The organism is Mycobacterium senriense, from assembly GCF_019668465.1.
Lineage (GTDB): Bacteria > Actinomycetota > Actinomycetes > Mycobacteriales > Mycobacteriaceae > Mycobacterium > Mycobacterium senriense.
In genome coordinates this window covers 2,147,571-2,163,879 of the sequence record NZ_AP024828.1, presented here as the reverse complement: position 1 = coordinate 2,163,879, position 16,309 = coordinate 2,147,571, and the positions used below count along the sequence as shown (strand labels likewise).

At 69.3% G+C, this 16,309-nt stretch carries 19 protein-coding genes and 1 pseudogene; 15 read left to right on the top strand and 5 right to left on the bottom strand.

Going from position 1 to position 16,309, the window contains the following annotated elements; translation table 11 throughout:
- Nucleotides 1-31: 31 nt before the first annotated feature.
- Nucleotides 32-781 (top strand): AraC family transcriptional regulator, encoded by a 750-nt coding sequence (locus tag MTY59_RS10315; RefSeq protein WP_221045551.1) that lies wholly within the window; start codon nucleotides 32-34, stop codon nucleotides 779-781.
- Here the strand turns inward: MTY59_RS10315 and serS are convergent.
- Nucleotides 778-2,037, bottom strand: a complete 1,260-nt coding sequence (gene serS / locus MTY59_RS10310) for a serine--tRNA ligase (RefSeq protein ID WP_221045550.1) — start codon at nucleotides 2,035-2,037, stop codon at nucleotides 778-780. The genes MTY59_RS10315 and serS overlap by 4 nt on opposite strands.
- 112 nt (nucleotides 2,038-2,149) lie before the next feature.
- Between serS and MTY59_RS10305 the strand changes: the two genes are divergently transcribed.
- The 3 genes and pseudogenes from MTY59_RS10305 (at nucleotide 2,150) to MTY59_RS10295 (ending at nucleotide 4,199) form a co-directional block, all read left to right on the top strand.
- On the top strand, nucleotides 2,150-3,583 hold the full coding sequence (locus tag MTY59_RS10305; protein ID WP_221045549.1) for a septum formation family protein: 1,434 nt from the start codon (nucleotides 2,150-2,152) through the stop codon (nucleotides 3,581-3,583).
- Nucleotides 3,584-3,587: 4 nt separating this feature from the next.
- A pseudogene (locus MTY59_RS10300) lies at nucleotides 3,588-4,007 on the top strand (metallopeptidase family protein); the annotation flags it as partial.
- Entirely contained in the window at nucleotides 4,008-4,199 is a 192-nt protein-coding gene (locus MTY59_RS10295) for a hypothetical protein (RefSeq protein WP_221045547.1), read from the top strand.
- An 8-nt stretch (nucleotides 4,200-4,207) separates the two neighbouring features.
- On the opposite strand, the gene MTY59_RS10290 is transcribed toward MTY59_RS10295, so the two are convergent.
- Nucleotides 4,208-4,894: a histidine phosphatase family protein gene (locus tag MTY59_RS10290; protein ID WP_221045546.1), complete on the bottom strand. Its 687-nt coding sequence runs from the start codon at nucleotides 4,892-4,894 to the stop codon at nucleotides 4,208-4,210.
- Nucleotides 4,891-5,832 (bottom strand): prephenate dehydratase, encoded by a 942-nt coding sequence (pheA, locus tag MTY59_RS10285; RefSeq protein ID WP_221045545.1) that lies wholly within the window; start codon nucleotides 5,830-5,832, stop codon nucleotides 4,891-4,893. Before pheA ends, MTY59_RS10290 begins: the two co-directional genes overlap by 4 nt.
- An 89-nt stretch (nucleotides 5,833-5,921) precedes the next feature.
- Here pheA and MTY59_RS10280 point away from each other — a divergent pair, with 89 nt between their 5' ends.
- Together MTY59_RS10280 and MTY59_RS10275 are read left to right on the top strand one after the other, a co-directional pair.
- Complete coding sequence (locus MTY59_RS10280; protein ID WP_221045544.1) at nucleotides 5,922-6,716, top strand: DUF2470 domain-containing protein; 795 nt, start codon at nucleotides 5,922-5,924, stop codon at nucleotides 6,714-6,716.
- 53 nt (nucleotides 6,717-6,769) lie between these two features.
- The gene (locus MTY59_RS10275; RefSeq protein WP_250160796.1) at nucleotides 6,770-7,978 is read left to right on the top strand and encodes an LCP family protein; all 1,209 of its coding nucleotides are present in this window, start codon (nucleotides 6,770-6,772) and stop codon (nucleotides 7,976-7,978) included.
- A gap of 8 nt (nucleotides 7,979-7,986) precedes the next feature.
- Here MTY59_RS10275 and MTY59_RS10270 read toward each other — a convergent pair whose 3' ends face one another.
- Complete coding sequence (locus MTY59_RS10270; RefSeq protein WP_221045542.1) at nucleotides 7,987-8,811, bottom strand: glycerophosphodiester phosphodiesterase; 825 nt, start codon at nucleotides 8,809-8,811, stop codon at nucleotides 7,987-7,989.
- Between the two features lie 4 nt (nucleotides 8,812-8,815).
- Nucleotides 8,816-9,862 (bottom strand): DUF4328 domain-containing protein, encoded by a 1,047-nt coding sequence (locus tag MTY59_RS10265; RefSeq protein WP_221045541.1) that lies wholly within the window; start codon nucleotides 9,860-9,862, stop codon nucleotides 8,816-8,818.
- A gap of 478 nt (nucleotides 9,863-10,340) precedes the next feature.
- Between MTY59_RS10265 and MTY59_RS10260 the strand changes: the two genes are divergently transcribed.
- The 9 genes from MTY59_RS10260 (at nucleotide 10,341) to MTY59_RS10220 (ending at nucleotide 16,308) form a co-directional block, all read left to right on the top strand.
- A complete protein-coding gene (locus tag MTY59_RS10260) occupies nucleotides 10,341-10,496 on the top strand; it encodes a hypothetical protein (protein ID WP_165762711.1) in 156 nt (51 codons plus the stop codon).
- A gap of 148 nt (nucleotides 10,497-10,644) precedes the next feature.
- Nucleotides 10,645-11,268, top strand: a complete 624-nt coding sequence (locus tag MTY59_RS10255) for a superoxide dismutase (protein ID WP_221045540.1) — start codon at nucleotides 10,645-10,647, stop codon at nucleotides 11,266-11,268.
- A gap of 197 nt (nucleotides 11,269-11,465) precedes the next feature.
- Complete coding sequence (locus tag MTY59_RS10250; protein ID WP_221045539.1) at nucleotides 11,466-11,999, top strand: peptidase; 534 nt, start codon at nucleotides 11,466-11,468, stop codon at nucleotides 11,997-11,999.
- Nucleotides 12,000-12,251: 252 nt separating this feature from the next.
- The gene (locus MTY59_RS10245) at nucleotides 12,252-12,953 is read left to right on the top strand and encodes a TMEM165/GDT1 family protein (protein ID WP_221045538.1); all 702 of its coding nucleotides are present in this window, start codon (nucleotides 12,252-12,254) and stop codon (nucleotides 12,951-12,953) included.
- Nucleotides 12,954-13,367: 414 nt separating this feature from the next.
- Entirely contained in the window at nucleotides 13,368-13,766 is a 399-nt protein-coding gene (locus MTY59_RS10240) for a transcriptional regulator (protein WP_221045537.1), read from the top strand.
- A 132-nt stretch (nucleotides 13,767-13,898) separates the two neighbouring features.
- Complete coding sequence (locus MTY59_RS10235; protein ID WP_221045536.1) at nucleotides 13,899-14,555, top strand: DUF6474 family protein; 657 nt, start codon at nucleotides 13,899-13,901, stop codon at nucleotides 14,553-14,555.
- A 28-nt stretch (nucleotides 14,556-14,583) separates the two neighbouring features.
- Nucleotides 14,584-15,246 carry a YcnI family copper-binding membrane protein gene (locus tag MTY59_RS10230; RefSeq protein ID WP_221045535.1) on the top strand — a complete coding sequence of 221 codons (663 nt, stop codon included), beginning with the start codon at nucleotides 14,584-14,586 and terminating at the stop codon, nucleotides 15,244-15,246.
- Nucleotides 15,243-15,743 carry a copper resistance CopC family protein gene (locus MTY59_RS10225; protein WP_221045534.1) on the top strand — a complete coding sequence of 167 codons (501 nt, stop codon included), beginning with the start codon at nucleotides 15,243-15,245 and terminating at the stop codon, nucleotides 15,741-15,743. The genes MTY59_RS10230 and MTY59_RS10225 overlap by 4 nt, the downstream gene beginning before the upstream one ends.
- A gap of 112 nt (nucleotides 15,744-15,855) precedes the next feature.
- On the top strand, nucleotides 15,856-16,308 hold the full coding sequence (locus tag MTY59_RS10220) for an Rv3852 family protein (protein WP_221045533.1): 453 nt from the start codon (nucleotides 15,856-15,858) through the stop codon (nucleotides 16,306-16,308).
- The last annotated feature ends 1 nt before the right edge of the window (nucleotide 16,309 follow it).

The window sequence follows — 16,309 nt, the reverse complement described above, 5'->3', positions numbered from 1 at the left end:
GCACTGCGGGCTTCCGCTATCCTGCCTAGATATGTCGGAATTCAGCCATCACGGGCCGGCGACGTCGTCGCGGACGTTGCCGCCGGGGGCGCAGATCGACCGGCACCGGCATCCCCTGCACCAGATCGTCTACCCGTCGTCGGGCGCGGTCTCGGTGACCACCCCGGCGGGCACGTGGATCACGCCGGCGAATCGTGCCATCTGGATACCGGCGGGTTGCTGGCACGAACACAAGTTCCACGGCACCACGCAGTTTCATGGCGTCGCGCTGGACCCCGGCCGCTATCGCCGCGGCCCCGCGGCGCCCGCCGTGCTGGCGGTCAATCCCTTGATGCGCGAACTGATCATCGCGTGTTCGCAAACCGATGGCACCGACACCGACGAGCATCACCGGATGCTGGCCGTGCTGCACGATCAGTTACAGGAGACCGGCGTCGGCGAGCCGTTGTGGATTCCCACCCCGGTCGACGGCAGGCTGCGTCAAGCCTGCGCGTTGATCGTCGATAACCTGCGAGAGTCGTTGACGCTGCGGCAGATTGGCAACCGGGTCGGCGTCGGCGAGCGCACGCTGAGTCGCCTGTTCAGCGACGAGCTGGCGATGACGTTCCCGCAGTGGCGCACCCAGGTCCGGCTGCAACACGCCCTGGTGCTGCTCGCCGAACGGCGCGATGTCACGTCGGTGGCGGCCGAATGTGGTTGGGCCACACCGAGTGCCTTCATCGACAGCTACCGGCGAGCGTTCGGGCACACACCCGGCCGGCTGGCCGACAAGGCGTTCTAGCCGCTGGGCTCCAGCACTTCGGCGCCGACGAACGGCACCAGCGCCTCGGGCACCCGCACGCTGCCGTCGGGCAGCTGGTGGTTCTCCAGGATCGCCACCAGCCACCGCGTGGTGCCCAGCGTGCCGTTGAGCGTGGCGGCGGTCTGCGGCTTGCCGGCCGCGTCGCGATACCGGGTAGCCAGCCGGCGGGCCTGGAATGTGGTGCAGTTCGACGTCGACGTCAGCTCGCGATAGGCGCCCTGCGTGGGAACCCAAGCCTCACAATCGAATTTGCGCGCGGCCGACGAGCCGAGATCGCCCGCGGCGACGTCGATCACCCGGTACGGCACCTCGATGCGGGCCAGCATCTCGCGCTGCCAGCCCAGCAGCCGCTGGTGTTCGGCCTCGGCGTCGGCGGGTGTGCAGTAGACGAAGCCCTCGACCTTGTCGAACTGATGCACCCGGATGATGCCGCGGGTGTCCTTGCCGTAGCTGCCGGCCTCGCGGCGGAAGCACGACGACCATCCCGCGTACCGCAGCGGTCCGCCGGACAGGTCCAGGATCTCGTCGGAGTGATAGCCCGCGAGCGGCACCTCCGAGGTGCCCACCAGGTACAGGTCGTCGGCCTCGACCCGGTAGATCTCCTCGGCGTGCGCACCCAGGAATCCGGTGCCGGCCATCACCTCCGGCCGCACCAGCACCGGCGGGATCATCGGGACGAAGCCGTTCTCGACGGCCAGCCGCAACGCCAGCTGCAACAGGCCCAGCTGGAGTAGTGCGCCCTTGCCGGTCAGGAAGTAGAACCGCGACCCGGACACCTTGGCCCCGCGCTGCATGTCGATGAGCCCGAGCGATTCGCCGAGCTCCAGGTGGTCCTTCGGGTTGGCGATCGCCGCGGGCTCGCCGACCACGTCGAGGACGGCGTAGTCGTCCTCTCCACCGGCGGGCACGCCGTCGATGACGACGTTGGAGATCGCCATGTGCGCCGCGGTGAACTTTGCCTCGGCTTCAACCTGGGCGGCCTCGGCGGCCTTCACCTGCTCGGCCAGTTCCTTGGCGCGCGCCAGCTTGGCCGGGCGCTCCTCGGGGGACGCCGCCCCCACGCTCTTGCTGGCGGCCTTCTGCTCGGCCCGCAGGGAGTCGGCCGACGAAATCGCGGCCCGGCGGGCTGCGTCGGCGGTCAGCAGGGCGTCCACCAGCGACGGGTCCTCGCCACGACTGAGTTGGGAGCGGCGCACGACGTCGGGGTCTTCCCGGAGCTGCTTCAGGTCGATCACGGCCCTGAGACTACTTTCACCGCTCCCCGCCGGCTGGCGGCGCATCCACCGCTGCTGACCGCAGGACTCACATCAGTAACTTTTGTCACGCGTCTCAGGTGCTGCTGTCAGAATGGAGCGGATGTCGCAAGCGCCCGAGAAGGAACTTTCGGAAGCCCGGGAAGGTCGGGTGGTCGAGTCGTCCGCCGCCTCGACCGAAGAGTCGTCCGGTCAACAGCCGTCCGCGTTCCTGTGGCCGCGCAGCCTGCAGGCCCGGGCGACCCGGCGCGCGCTGCTGCTGACCGCGCTCGGCGGCCTGTTGATCGCCGGGCTGGTCACCGCGATCCCGGTCGGTGGTACCGGGCCGGGGCGGTTCCTCGACAGCAGCCCGGTGCGCAGCACCGGTACCAAGAGCGACGCAGCCTTCAACCGAGCCTCCCCCGGCGAGTGCCTGATGTGGCCGGACACCACCCCCGAGTCGGCGCGGATCGTCAACTGCGGCGACGACCACAAGTTCGAGGTCGCCGAATCCATTGACATGCGGACGTTCCCGGGGTCTGAGTACGGGCCCAGCGCCGCGCCCCCGACGCCCGCGCGCATCCAGCAGATCACCCAGGAGCAGTGCGAGGCGGCCGTCCGCAATTACCTCGGCGCCAAGTTCGACCCGAACAGCCGGTTCACCGTCAGCCTGCTGTGGCCCGGTGACCGGGCCTGGCGCCAATCCGGCGATCGGCGCATGCTGTGCGGCCTGCAGCTACCCGGCATGAACAACCAGCAGCAGCCGTTCAAGGGCAAGGTCGCCGACGTCGACCAGTCCAAGGTATGGCCGGCCGGCACGTGCCTGGGCATCGATTCGGCGACCAACCAGCCGACCGACGCGCCGGTCGACTGCGCGGCGCCGCACGCGATGGAGGTCACCGGCACGGTGAACCTGGCCGAGAAGTTCCCCGGCGCCCTGCCCGCCGAGCCTGACCAGGACGGCTTCATCAAGGACTCGTGCACCAAGATGACCGACGCGTACCTGGCGCCGGTCAAGCTGCGCACCACCACCCTGACGCTGATCTACCCGACGGTGCCGCTGGCCAGTTGGACGGCGGGCAGCCGCGAGGTGGCGTGCAGCATCGGCGCGACACTGGGCAACGGTGGCTGGGCCACCCTGCTGAACAGCGCCAAGGGACAGCTGCTGATCAACGGTCAACCGCCGGTGGCGCCGCCCGACATTCCGGAAGAGCGGCTCACCATGCCGCCGATTCCGCTGCAAGCCCCGGCGCAGTCGCCGTCCAGCCAGTCCGGCTCGGGTGCCGCCACGGGTTCGGCCCCGGAGATCCCGCCGAACAACCAGCACCTGCCCGGGCAGCAGCCGGCTCCGCAGCCCCAGCAGGCACCGCAGCAGCAGGCGCCGCAGCAACAGGCGCCCGCCCAGCAGGCGCCACCGCCGGCGGATAACGGCGCCCCGCCGGCCAATCCGGCACCCGAGGCGCCGGCGCCTCCGCCCCCGCCGCCGCCTCCGCCACCGGCGAATCCTGCCCCGGAGGCACCGCCCGCCGAGGCACCGCCGGGAGGCTAGGCGGGTGTCCGTGCGGATGGATCCGCAGCGCTTCGACGAACTGGTCTCCGACGCCCTCGACCTGATCCCGCCCGAGCTCGCGGCCGCCATGGACAACGTCGTCGTGCTGGTCGAGGACCGCCATCCCGAGGACGCCGAATTGCTCGGGCTGTACGAGGGGGTGGCGCTGACCGAGCGCGACTCCGACTACTCCGGCTCGTTGCCGGATGCCATCACCATCTACCGCGAGGCGCTGCTGGACGTGTGCGAATCGGAGGACGAGGTCGTCCAGGAGGTGGCCATCACGGTGATCCACGAAATCGCCCACCACTTCGGCATCGACGACGACCGGCTGCACGAGCTGGGCTGGGCCTGAGGACCACGCCGCCGGATTTCCGGGCGCGGCATCCCGGATTTGTCCGCGCCGGGTGCTATGAACTCACCTATGAGCATTGACTGCCGCGACTGCCGGGCAGGCTTAGATCACTGTCACGGCACCATTATTCGCCACGCACTGCACCGGTCGGAATGCACGGAGCCGGACTGCTTCACCCCTGAGTTGTTGCCGCACGCCTTCGTCATCGACTGCGACGCCGTCGGCTGCATATGCACCGAGGTAATCGCGCTGGCCGTCTGACCGAGAGGTCAGCCCATCGGGTCGGTGCTTGACCGCACCGCGTCCGCCACCGGGGTCGCCTCTTCCTCCGGGTAGAACGGCGGCGTCAAGGTTCCCCAGCGCACGCAGCTCCACCGCCCGTCGGTGATCGGCGTCAACGCCACCGATTGGGCGTTGTCCAGGTGGTGGTCCAGCGCGAAGTCGGCCTCCACGCCGGCCAGCACGGCGGCGGCCAGCCGGATCGCCGCGCCGTGGCTGACGAGAACGATGTCGCCGTGGAAGTCGTGGTCGTCCAGATAGCGCAGGCGCAGGTCGGTGAGCACCGGGACGTAGCGGTCCAGCACGTCGTTGCCGGTTTCGCCGGCGGGCAGCGCGACGTCGAGTTCGCCGCGGTGCCAACGCTCGTAGGTCGCGTTGAACTCCGCGACCGCGTCGTCGTCGTTGCGGTTTTCCAGCCGCCCGACCTGGACCTCGTGGACGCCGGCCACCTCGATGGGCGGCATCTCGACCTGGCCCCCGATCACGGCGGCGGTCTGCCGGGCCCGGGTGGCCACCGAGTGCGCGAGCATCGCCGGCCGCCCCGACCCGCGAGCGAACGCGCGGGCCTGGTCGCGGCCCAACGGAGTCAGCTCCGCCCCGGGCGGGAGTGTGTCGAGCCGGCGCTCGACGTTTCCGAATGACTGGCCGTGTCGCACCAGGATCAACCGACCGCTCACCCCTGCGACCCCCGCTCGTCGGGCTGCCCGTCCCGCAGCTGCGCCAGCCAGCGCGCGCCCTCGTCGGCCGACGGCGGCAACGCCCCGGCGGGTGAGCCGGTGGGCCACGACCCCAGATATCGCACATCAGCACAACGACGGTGCAGCGCCTTGAGTGCCTCGGCGACGGCATCGTCGTCGATGTGGCCGACACAGTCGGCGAAAAACCGGTAGGTGCCGAGTCCCGTTCGGGTCGGCCGGGATTCGATGCGCGTCAGGTCGATGCCACGGACGGCGAATTCGGCGAGCGCGGCCAGCAGCGCGCCGGGCGCGTTGTCGATGCGCAGCACCACCGAGGTGCGGTCGGCTCCGGTGCGGGCCGGCGGTGGCCCCGGCCGACCGACCAGAAGGAAGCGGGTGCGGGCGTTGGATTCGTCGACGACACCTTCGGCCAGGGTGTCCAGCCCCCAGCGGGTGGCGGCCAGCGGCGAGGTCACCGCGGCGTCGGCGTGTCCCTCGGCCACCTGCTGGGCGGCGTCGGCGTTGGAGTACGCGGGCCGCAGCTTGGCGTCGGCCAGATTGGCGGCCACCCACCGTCGCACCTGGGCCGCCGCCACACCGATGGCCGCCAGCGTCCGCACGTCCGCCGCGCTGCGGCCCGGTTTGACGACGATGCTGAACATGACGTCCAGCGTGGTCTCGGCGAAAACCTGCAGGGGTGATCCGATGGCCAGGCTGTCCAAGGTGGGCGTCACCGAACCGTCGATCGAATTCTCGATCGGGACGCAGGCGTGGTCGGCGGCGCCGTCGCGCACGGCGTCCAGGGCCGCGGAGGTGCTGTCGACGGGCAAGGGTTCCACTGCGCCGCCTTGCCCGGGTACCAGGCCGGCGGCGGTGATCTGTCGCAGCGCCGCCTCCGTGAAAGTCCCCTCCGGACCGAGGTAAGCGATGCGGGTCACGTCCCAACCCTAGCGGCGTGCGGTCCAGAAGACGCTTGCGACGCCGGCGCCCGCGAGTTAACTTAGGCTTACCTAATCGAAGGATGAGAATGGTGTTACCGCTGAATTGCCCGGCCCCGACCACCGCCGAACGAATTCGTAGCGCCTGTGTCCGCGCCAGTGGCGCGCTGCTGGCCATCGAGCATGACGACCCGGTCGCCACCCCGGTGCATCATTTGATGGACGACGGATCCGTCGCGCTGGCGGTTCCTGTCGAACGGGCAGGTGAGCTCGCGCGGCCCATTTCGGGATCCCAGGCGCTGCTGGAGCTGACCGACTACGCGCCGCTTCCGCTGCGCGAACCGGTCCGGTCGCTGGTCTGGGTGCGCGGGCAGCTCGAGGAGGTGCACCGCAGCGAGATCCTTGACACGCTCGACCTGATCGCCGCCGAATGCCCGAATCCGGCGCTGCTTGGCGTCGACACCCCGCGCTGGGCGCCCGCCGACGGCGAAGAACCGCGCTACACGCTGCTGCGGCTCGAGATCGCCTCGGTGGTCGTCACCGACGCCACCGGCGCGGAGCCGGTTAGCGTGGGCGACCTACTGGATGCCCGGCCCGACCCGTTCTGCGCGCTCGAGTCGAGCCTGCTGTGGCACCTGGACAGCGCCCACAGCGATGTCCTGGCGCGGCTGGTGTCCAGGCTTCCGGCGCCGCTGCGACGCGGCCTCGTGCGACCGCTCGGCCTGGACCGCTACGGCGTCCGGTTCCGCGTCGAGGGCGACGACCGCGATCACGACGTCCGGCTGCCCTTCCACAAACCGGTCGACGACATGACCGGCCTCAGCCAGGCCATCCGGGTACTGATGGGTTGCCCGTTCATCAACGGACTTCGCGCGCGCGGCTAGCCCGGATCGCGCCGTACCGGCTCGGCGGAGCGCCGGGCACGTACGTTAGCCGGGTGAACGGCGATCGCTCATCGCAACGCCGGCGGCCTCCCGGTGGGAGCCCGCCCGCACCGCCGCGCCCCGGGCAACCGCGTCCCGAGCCGCCGCAGGTGATCCGCCGCCCGGGGGGCCCGCCGGTATCGCCGACCGCGGAGACCCGGCCGCTGCACCAACCAACGCCCGCAGCAGCCGTCGCCCCGGGGTCCCGGATTCCGCCGCCCCGGCCGCAGGCGCCACGCGCATCCCGCAGGCGGCGCGGGCTCCGCCGGGCCCGCACGGTGGTGTCGGTCCTGCTGGTGGGCCTCCTGCTGATCGGCGCGGGCATCGTCGCGGAGGCGGTCTGGTTCGACAACAAACTGCACCGCGAGCAGGTGCTTGCCGACTATCCCGACCGCCCCGCAGCCGGCCAGGGCACCAATTGGCTGATCGTCGGGTCGGACAGCCGCCAGGGGCTAAGCGTCGAGCAGCAGCAGGATCTGGCCACCGGAGGCGACGTCGGTAATGGCCGTACCGACACGATCCTGCTGGTTCACGTGTCAGGCGTCGGCGCCGGGGTGCCGACGACCATGGTGTCGATACCGCGCGATTCCTACGTGCCGATCCCGGGGCACGGCAAGGACAAAATTAACGCCGCGTTCGCGATCGGCGGCGCGCAATTGCTGGTCCAGACGGTGGAACAGGCCACCGGGCTGCGCCTCGACCACTACGCCGAGATCGGGTTCGGCGGGTTCGCCGCGCTGGTGGACGCGCTGGGCGGGGTGACGGTGTGCCCGAAGACGGCGTTCAACGACCCGTTGGCCGGCATCGAGCTGCCGGCGGGCTGCCAAACCCTCAACGGCCGCAACGCGCTCGGCTACGTCAGGTCCCGCGACACGCCGCGGGCGGACCTGGACCGGATGGTCAATCAACGGCAGTTCGTGGCGGCACTGCTGCATCGGGCCGCCAGTCCGGCGGTCTGGCTCAATCCGTGGCGCTGGTTTTCGGTGCCGCGGGCGGCCGCCGACGCCCTGACCGTCGACCGGGGTGACCACGTCTGGGATCTGGCCCGGCTCGGCTATGCCCTACACGGGTCGACAACCACCATGACCGTCCCGATCGGCCAGTTCACCAGCGGTGACGCCGGCTCGGTGGTGGTGTGGAATCACACCGAGGCCGCGCAGTTGTTCCAGTCGTTGGCGTCCGACGCTCCCATACCCCCGGCCACATCGGACGAGCAGCAATAGCGGTCGGCCTAACCGCCGCCGTCGCCCGCGCGGTTGTCCTGCAGCCAGGCCTTGGTGCGGCCGGGGTGGTGGGTGGCGAGCCAGGCCACCCCGACATCGCGGCAGAAATCGATGTCTTGGTAGTCGTCGACATTCCAGCAGTAGACCGCCCTGCCCTGGGCGATGGCCCGGTCGGCGAGTTGGGGATATTCCTTGAGCGTGGTGAGCGAGGGCCCGACGGCGGTGGCGCCGATGGCGGTGGGTGCACCACTGGTCAGATAGCGCGCGGTCTTGCCGAGCAGCACCGTCGGCAGCAGCGGCGCGGCTCGCCGGATCCGCCAGACCGCGGACGCCGAGAACGACATCACCACCGCGCGGGACCGGTCCGCCGAGGCCGGCGCGGCGATGCCGAACCGATGCAGCGACGCGAGCAGCTTGGTTTCCACCAGCGAGCCGTACCGGACCGGGTGCTTGGTTTCGATGAACAGCTTCACCGGCCGATGCCAATCCAGCACCAGCGACACCAGCGCGTCCAGCGTCAACAAACTGGTGTCGCCGTGCGCGCCGTCTTCTCGCCAGCTGTCGTGCCACGCCCCGTATTCGAGCTCGCGCAATTCGGCGAGGGTCATCGTGCTGACCAGGCCGGCGCCGGTCGAGGTGCGGTCCAGCCGGCGGTCGTGCACGCACACCAGATGGCCGTCACGGGTCAACCGCACATCGCATTCCACGCCGTCGGCGCCTTCTTTCAGCGCAAGGTCATAGGCGGCCAGCGTGTGTTCGGGCCGCGCGGCCGACGCGCCGCGATGGGCGACGACATACGGATGCCCGGCGAGCACCTCGTCGGCCCACGTCATACCCCTATGCTGCCGGGTCCTGCCCCTTCAACTCAACTGGGGCGGCCGACGCCGGGGCCAAGCGCCCGTCGTCGGGAAGCGCGACCCAGCGATGCGCGGGCCGGGCGACGGGTTTGCGCTGGAATCCCTCGAAGACGCGGGTGGCGGCGGCCAGCGTGGCGGCCGCGAACAGATACGCGAAGACCATCAAAACGGTGTTGTTGGCGATGCCCTGGGCGTCGGTGGCGAAGCTGGTCGCGATGGCCGCGATGGACACGGCGTAGCTGCACACCCACGCGCCCCACCACTGCAGGATGCTGCCCCGCTGCCGGGCATAGTGCTCTTCGAGCAGCGCCAGCTCGATCACATACACCGGGGTCCACAGCAGGTTGGCCAGCGGCACCACGCAGCCGGCCCACAGCGCGCGCGTGGAGCGTTGCTCGGGCAGGCCGTGATGGGCGAACACGGCGGCGCGGCGGGCGATCATCCAGCGGATCAGCGCCACGCCGGAGGCGATCACCGCGGCCCCCGCGCCCACGCTGGCGAGCACGCCGAGCCAGTCGGCTCCGAGGGCCACCCACGTGTTCAGCAGGCTGTTCCGGTTGACCACCAGCAGCACATACCGCACGACGTACACCAGGGCGGCGATGGCGAGCACCAGCACGCTGACGAAGGACGTGGTGCGGACGAGCTGCGCCGGCGGCCCCGGATGCGCGGCTGCTTCCGCGACCGCGGGCGGCTGCTCGACGCGGTCGGCCAAGCCCCACCGCGGTATGACGGAGTAGCGCGGCGTGGGCCCGAGGGGACGGCGTCCGCGCCGCGGCGGCGGCGCGGCGCCCGGCCGTACCGCAATCCAGCGGTAACCGGGCGGCAGTCGCGGCGGGGTGCGCTGCCACCCCGGCGTCGACGAGCGGCGAACCTGCGTCGGAGCACCGGGCGCACCCCATCGCGGGTCGGCCGGCGGGGCGTCCGGCGCGGGCGCCATCAGGGCCCCGCGGCAGCGGGGGCACCATTCTCGTTGTCGGTCACGCACGTTCCAGCGCGTGCCGCACTGGGAGCACACCTGGATCACCGGACCAGACTAACGCCGTCCCGACGCGGGCCGAGGCGCACGGGCCGCCGGCCGCGCGGACCCGCAAATCGCCGACCGTTCGAGCGGGCTCGGCAACCGGCGGGGGCGGCAAATACTATCCACAGTTTCCACAGGTTTATCCACATGCACCCAGTGGGTACAGAACGCATCAATACAGCCTCTGGCAGCTGACCGTGGTGTGACTGTGGATAACACCCCGGGATTGCGGGCATGCCATCGACAGCCCGTAACCGGCCATTGAGCGAAATGGATTGCCTCTCTAACCACCTCACCGGTCGCGCCTCCGGTCCAGGTCTCTACCCCGGCTGCATCGGCCGTCAAGCCCTGCCATAACGCCAACCCCCAGTTCAGCGCCTTATTTCTCAACCCTCGCCGCAAAGCGCTATGATCGCGTTCGCGAAAGCTGTTTGTGACACACCTCACTGACGCGAGGTGACCGGGGGGTGGAAGGCGATTGATGGCCACGCATTCATTCGGTCCGGGTTCACCGGGCCCGTCGAAGTCGTACTGCGGCTCGCCGGCGTGGAATCACAGCTACAGCATCGCCGCGTTGCGCGCAGGGCTAATCGCCCTGGCGTTGCTCGCGGTGCTCGCGGTCATCGTCTTGTCTTGAAACGCCGCTGAGCGGGTATCCGCGGTCCGGCTCGCAAGGGTCGTTCTTGCGGAGCGCGCAGTCATGGAGCAGGGTTGATAACGGCTGGCCGCCGTGAGGCGACCCCGCGCGACTGAGCGTCAAGACGATAATCGAAGAAAGGAATGCCGTGGCTGAATACACCCTGCCCGACTTGGACTGGGACTACGCAGCGTTGGAACCGCACATCTCGGGGCAGATCAACGAGATCCACCACACCAAGCACCACGCCACCTACGTCAAAGGCGTGAACGACGCTCTGTCCAAACTCGAAGAGGCCCGCGCCAACGAGGACCACGCTGCAATCTTCTTGAACGAAAAGAACCTCGCCTTCCACCTGGGCGGCCACGTCAACCACTCGATCTGGTGGAAGAACCTGTCGCCGGACGGCGGCGACAAGCCGACCGGCGAATTGGCCGCGGCGATCGACGACGCATTCGGATCCTTCGACCGATTCCGCGCGCAATTCAGCGCGGCCGCCAACGGGCTGCAGGGCTCGGGCTGGGCGGTGCTGGGCTATGACACCCTCGGCAACCGACTGCTGACCTTCCAGCTGTACGACCAGCAGGCCAACGTTCCACTCGGCATCATCCCCTTGCTGCAGGTGGATATGTGGGAGCACGCGTTCTACCTGCAGTACAAGAACGTCAAGGCTGATTACGTCAAGGCGTTCTGGAACGTCGTCAACTGGGCGGACGTGCAGAAGCGGTACGCGGCCGCGACCTCGAAAACCCAGGGTCTGATTTTCGGCTGACTTTCATTTCGATCGGCAGGGGCGTCGCGCGAGTTGCGCGGCGCCCCCGTCGTTTGTCTGAACCTTGATCGACCGTGCTACAACGTTTGCGCCACCGACCGTGTCGATGTTGCACGGCGCCTAAACCGCAGGCATGCTTAATTATTCGGACTTACCAGTGTGGTTATTCCAAGCGGAGGCGTCGCGCGGAGGTCGTAATGGAAACAGGGGCGGATCGGCCAATCGGGGTTTCCCCGTTCCATTCACGTGGTGTCTTGAAAGGATTCGTGATCTCCGGCCGGTGGCCCGATTCGACCAAAGAATGGGCCCAGCTGCTCATGGTCGCGGTCCGGATCGCGTCCTTGCCCGGATTGCTCTCCACCACAACGGTCTTCGGAGCCCGCGAGGAATTACCGGACGAGCCTGAGCCGGGCACGGTGGGACTGGTGCTCGCCGAGGGCACGGTTTTCGGTGAATCAGCCATTCAGCCGGGCTATTTCGCAGAGCACCAGCCGCCGGCATTACTCATGTTGCACCCGCCCTCGGAAACCACGCCGTCACTGCCGGAATGCAACGGGGCGGCATCGGGATGCGTGTTGCTGCCCGGATTGCCCTATCTCGGACTCGAGCATCGCGCGGCGTGGGTGGAAGCGGAAGCCGACGGCACCATTACCTCGATGGTGAGCCGGGTCGGTGTCGACCCGATCAGCCACCCCGATACGGCAATATTGGCAATGCTGCTCGCCGCATAACTGAAATGCCCTAACGCAGTTCGGGTCTCAAATCCCAGAAATGCGGCCGACCGAACTCCGTTGCCGCGCTGGCGGACGCCGAATGGGCCCATTAATCTGGGACCGTTAGCGAAGGGGAGTAGCCCCCAATCGTCGAGTCGACATACTGGCGCACAGCCCGGCCGGCGAACCGGTTCACCCGGTGGGCGAGACCTTCGGCCGGAGTTCGACGACTTCCGCGGTCGTCGACGACGCGTCGAAAGGTCACCCGACATGCTCGCCGCCACCCTGTTGACCCTGGGAGTGGTGTTCGTCGCCGAACTCGGTGACCGATCCCAGCTGATCACCATGACCTACGCCCTGCGCTACCGGTGGTGGGTGGTGCTGACCGGGGTGGCGCTCGCCGCGTTCACGGTGCATGGGGTTTCCGTGACGATCGGGCACTTCCTGGGCGCCGCCCTGCCGGCCCGGCCGCTGGCCTTCGCGTCCGCCCTCGCCTTCCTCGCGTTCGCGGTGTGGGCCTGGCGGGAGGGCGCGGCCACCGACGAGACGGTGTCGCAGCCGCGCGAACCGCGATTCGCCTTCCTCACCGTGGTGTCGTCTTTCGCGCTCGCCGAGATGAGCGACAAGACCGCCCTGGCGACGGTGACGTTGGCCAGCCACCACGACTGGGTGGGGGTGTGGATCGGCTCGACACTGGGCATGGTGCTGGCCGACGGTTTGGCGATCGCTGCGGGACGACTGCTGCATCGGCGCCTGCCCGAAAAACTGCTGCACGTCGCCGCCAGCCTGCTGTTCCTGACGTTCGGGTTGTGGATGCTGTTCGACAGCGCCTTGGGCTGGCGCTGGGTGGCCGTCGCCGCGACCGTCGCCGTGGCGATGACCGTTGCCGCAATCGCGGTCACCCAGACGCGGCGGGGCCGCAGAACCGTCACCGCCGATCGGCGCCGGACCACCGCGAACCGGCTAAGTTAATCGCGCCTCGACCGCTGGTGTCCGGGAGCCGTCCGCCGGGCAGCGCGGCGGCCAACTGCGCCACTTTCGCACTCGGCAGCAAAGGGGGTGCTAAATCGGCTGGGCTCGCCGACCCGTTGCGGTGCGCTTTCCCAGTTCGGCGCGGCATATTATCGTTCCCGTCAGCCGGCCATCCGCCCGCCACTTCGGAAACCACGTCCAATTCTGCGTATAACCTGTGAGTTTCATTGATTTAGTGGACACCCCAGCGAATCAGTTAGACGCTCGTCAAGTGGGGAGGTGGCGTGCGTCAGCTATGCCGGTCGGGAATCCCCTGGGGTTTGCACCTGGTTACGGTCACCGAGCCTCGCTACCATGATCAGCAAATACACCTAGGTAATAGTTCACTTCTACAGCCCAGTGGAGGTCATATCAATGAGCACGACGTTCGCTGCTCGCCTGAACCGCCTGTTCGACACGGTGTATCCGCCCGGACGCGGGCCGCACACCTCCGCGGAAGTGATCGCGGCGCTCAAGGCGGAGGGCATAACGATGTCGGCTCCCTACCTCTCCCAGCTGCGTTCCGGCAACCGCACCAACCCGTCGACGGCGACTATGGCCGCTCTGGCCAACTTCTTCCGGATCAAGTCGGCCTACTTCACCGACGACGAGTACTACGAGAAGCTCGACAAGGAATTGTCGTGGCTGGCCACGACGCGCGACGACAATGTGCGCCGCATCGCGGTGCGCGCGGCCGAGCTGTCCCCCGAGGCGCAGCGTGAGGTCATGGAGCGGGTCAACGAGTTGCGTCGGGCCGAGCACTTAGACGCCTGACGTCCGCGCCCGACACCAGCCGCCGGGTCTGCCCTGGAGGGCTGCCGCCCGCCCCTTCCGATTAGGGTTGGCTCAGCGGATCGCGCAACCGCGAGAGCGATAGTCCACGAGATAACCGGGAGGCGGCCGGGAATGGGCCTGTTCCGCAAGCGAAAGAGCCGCGCGACGCGTCGCGCTGAAGCCCGTGCGATCAAGGCCCGCGCGAAGCTCGAGGCCAAGCTGGCCGCGAAAAACGAGGTCCGCCGCGCCAAATCCGCCCAACGGGCGGAGAGCAAGGCGCTGCGCGCGCACATGAAGGCCCAACGCGACAGCGACCGCAACGCACTGAAAGTCGCTGAGGCCGAACTCAAAGCCGCGCGGGAGGGCAAGATCTTCTCACCGACACGAATCCGCCGGGTGTTGACGGTGTCTCGGCTGCTCGCGCCGATCCTCACCCCGCTCATCTACCGGGCGGCCGTCGCGGCCCGCGCGCTGATCGATCAGCGTCGTGCCGACCAGCTGGGCATTCCGCTGGCCCAGATCGGCCAGTTCTCCGGCCACGGGGCCCAGCTGTCGGCCCGCATCGCCGGGGCGGAGAAGTCGCTGCGGATGGTGCAGGACAAGAAGCCCAAGGACGCCGAGACCAAGCAATTCGTCTCCGCCATCGCCGAACGGCTCACCGATCTGTCGGCGGCGATCACCGCCGCGGAGAACATGCCGGCCGCGCGGCGGCGCGCGGCCCACGCCGCGATCTCGTCGCAGCTGGACGGGATCGAGGCGGATTTAATGGCCCGCCTCGGCCTGAGCTGATCACCCGTACGGAAGGCAGCGCCCCGGCATGGCAATCCACAGCAGGTGGTTCTCGCGCACCCTGATCGCACTCACCGCGGCCGTCGCTCTCTATCTCGGATCGGCGGCCCAGACCCCTGCCGCCTGGGCGCACGTGCACGCCAGCAGCGACAACGCGATACGCGGAGCCATGGCGATCGTCACATTCCAGGTGCCCAACGAATCGAACACCGGGGCGCTCACCACCGCGCTGACCGTCACGCTTCCCAACGTCGCATCGGCGCGCACCGAAAGCCTGCCGGGCTGGACGGCCAAACTCGACCGGGACGCCGCGGCCGGCACCGTGCGTTCGGTGACGTGGACCGCCAACCTCACCGGCGGGATCGGGCCAGATCAATTCGGGCTGTTCCGGCTGTCGGTGAAGCTGCCCGACGCCGACACCGTCAGCTTCCCCGCCGCGCAGACCTACGCCGACGGAACCGTCGTGAAATGGGACCAGCCGCCGCTGCCAGACGGGAGCGAGCCGGAGCACCCGGTGCCCATGCTCGCCCTCGCCACCGGCCCCTCGGGCCCCCACCAACACCACGGGTCGCCCGCGCCGGCCGCCGCACGGTCGAATGCGGCCGACAACGCCGCCCGGCTGCTGGGTGGCGCGGCCCTGGTGGTCGCCGCCGCCGGCGTCGCGATCGCACTGATCCGCCGACGGACATGAGGCGGCTGGCGCTCGGCGCGTGCGTGGGCGTCATGTTCGTGATCGCCACGCTGACCGCGCCGGTCGCGGGGGCGCACGCCACCCGCGTCGCCACCGATCCCGCGGCCGATGCGGTGCTCGCGGCCGGCCCGCAGCGGGTGAGCGCCACATTCAACGAGCAGTTGCAAACCACGTTCGCGGCCATGACGGTGGTCGGGCCCGACGGCAACGTGTGGTCCACCGGAGAGCCGACGGTGCAGGGCGCGGTGGTCGGCATCGCGCTGCGTGCGCTCGGGCCGGCCGGGACGTACACGGTGAACTACCGGGTCACCTCCGCGGACGGCCACGTGGTGTCCGGATCCTGGTCCTTTCGGCTCACGGTGCCCGGCACCGGCACGCCCGGTCCACCCGCGGCCGGCCCGGACGGCGGCGGCCCGCTCCCGATCTGGCCATTCGTGGTGGTCGCGGTGGCCGTCGTCGCCGGCGGCGCGTGGTGGGGGGCGCGGCGCAGGCGGTAAGAGCGGAGCCGGCGACCGGTGACGGAGGCGCCGCAACGCGCCCTGGCATGATGGGACCTTGAACCCACTGAGCTAGGGGAAAGACGACAGAGGAAGCTCGAGGAGCGGCCGCATGGCAGACCCGCAGGACCCAACGAACAGCGCACCCGACGGCACCGGCACCCCGCCGGAGAAGAAGCCGCCCGCCCACGCGGCGAAAAAGGCCGCGAAAGCGCCGGCCAAAAAGGCACCTGCGAAAAAGGCGCCCGCCAAAAAGGCGCCGGCCAAGAAGGCACCCGCCAAGAAGGTGCCGGTAAAGAACGCCGAGCCCACGCCCCCGAAACCACCCGGGCAACCGGCCGCGCAACCGCTCGACGTGCAGCAGCGGGCGGAAAGCAACGGCGACCTGACCGCCGCCGCCAAAGATGCTGCCGCACAGGCGAAGTCCACCGTGGAGGCCGCCAACAATCCGGTCTCTCCCGCGGTCCCGGGTCCGGCGGTGGGCCAATCTCCGGTGCCGCTGATCGTTGCCCTGGCCGTCAGCCTGCTGGCCATCCTGCTGATCCGCCAGCTGCGTCGCCGCTGAG

What these genes read in the sequence shown, in the direction of transcription:
- MTY59_RS10315 (WP_221045551.1), top strand. Translation starts at nt 32, where the DNA reads ATGTCGGAATTCAGCCATCACGGGCCGGCGACGTCGTCGCGGACGTTG.
- MTY59_RS10305 (WP_221045549.1), top strand. Translation starts at nt 2,150, where the DNA reads ATGGAGCGGATGTCGCAAGCGCCCGAGAAGGAACTTTCGGAAGCCCGG.
- MTY59_RS10295 (WP_221045547.1), top strand. Translation starts at nt 4,008, where the DNA reads ATGAGCATTGACTGCCGCGACTGCCGGGCAGGCTTAGATCACTGTCAC.
- MTY59_RS10280 (WP_221045544.1), top strand. Translation starts at nt 5,922, where the DNA reads ATGGTGTTACCGCTGAATTGCCCGGCCCCGACCACCGCCGAACGAATT.
- MTY59_RS10270 (WP_221045542.1), bottom strand. Translation starts at nt 8,811, where the DNA reads ATGACGTGGGCCGACGAGGTGCTCGCCGGGCATCCGTATGTCGTCGCC.
- MTY59_RS10260 (WP_165762711.1), top strand. Translation starts at nt 10,341, where the DNA reads ATGGCCACGCATTCATTCGGTCCGGGTTCACCGGGCCCGTCGAAGTCG.
- MTY59_RS10250 (WP_221045539.1), top strand. Translation starts at nt 11,466, where the DNA reads ATGGAAACAGGGGCGGATCGGCCAATCGGGGTTTCCCCGTTCCATTCA.
- MTY59_RS10245 (WP_221045538.1), top strand. Translation starts at nt 12,252, where the DNA reads ATGCTCGCCGCCACCCTGTTGACCCTGGGAGTGGTGTTCGTCGCCGAA.
- MTY59_RS10240 (WP_221045537.1), top strand. Translation starts at nt 13,368, where the DNA reads ATGAGCACGACGTTCGCTGCTCGCCTGAACCGCCTGTTCGACACGGTG.
- MTY59_RS10235 (WP_221045536.1), top strand. Translation starts at nt 13,899, where the DNA reads ATGGGCCTGTTCCGCAAGCGAAAGAGCCGCGCGACGCGTCGCGCTGAA.
- MTY59_RS10230 (WP_221045535.1), top strand. Translation starts at nt 14,584, where the DNA reads ATGGCAATCCACAGCAGGTGGTTCTCGCGCACCCTGATCGCACTCACC.
- MTY59_RS10225 (WP_221045534.1), top strand. Translation starts at nt 15,243, where the DNA reads ATGAGGCGGCTGGCGCTCGGCGCGTGCGTGGGCGTCATGTTCGTGATC.
- MTY59_RS10220 (WP_221045533.1), top strand. Translation starts at nt 15,856, where the DNA reads ATGGCAGACCCGCAGGACCCAACGAACAGCGCACCCGACGGCACCGGC.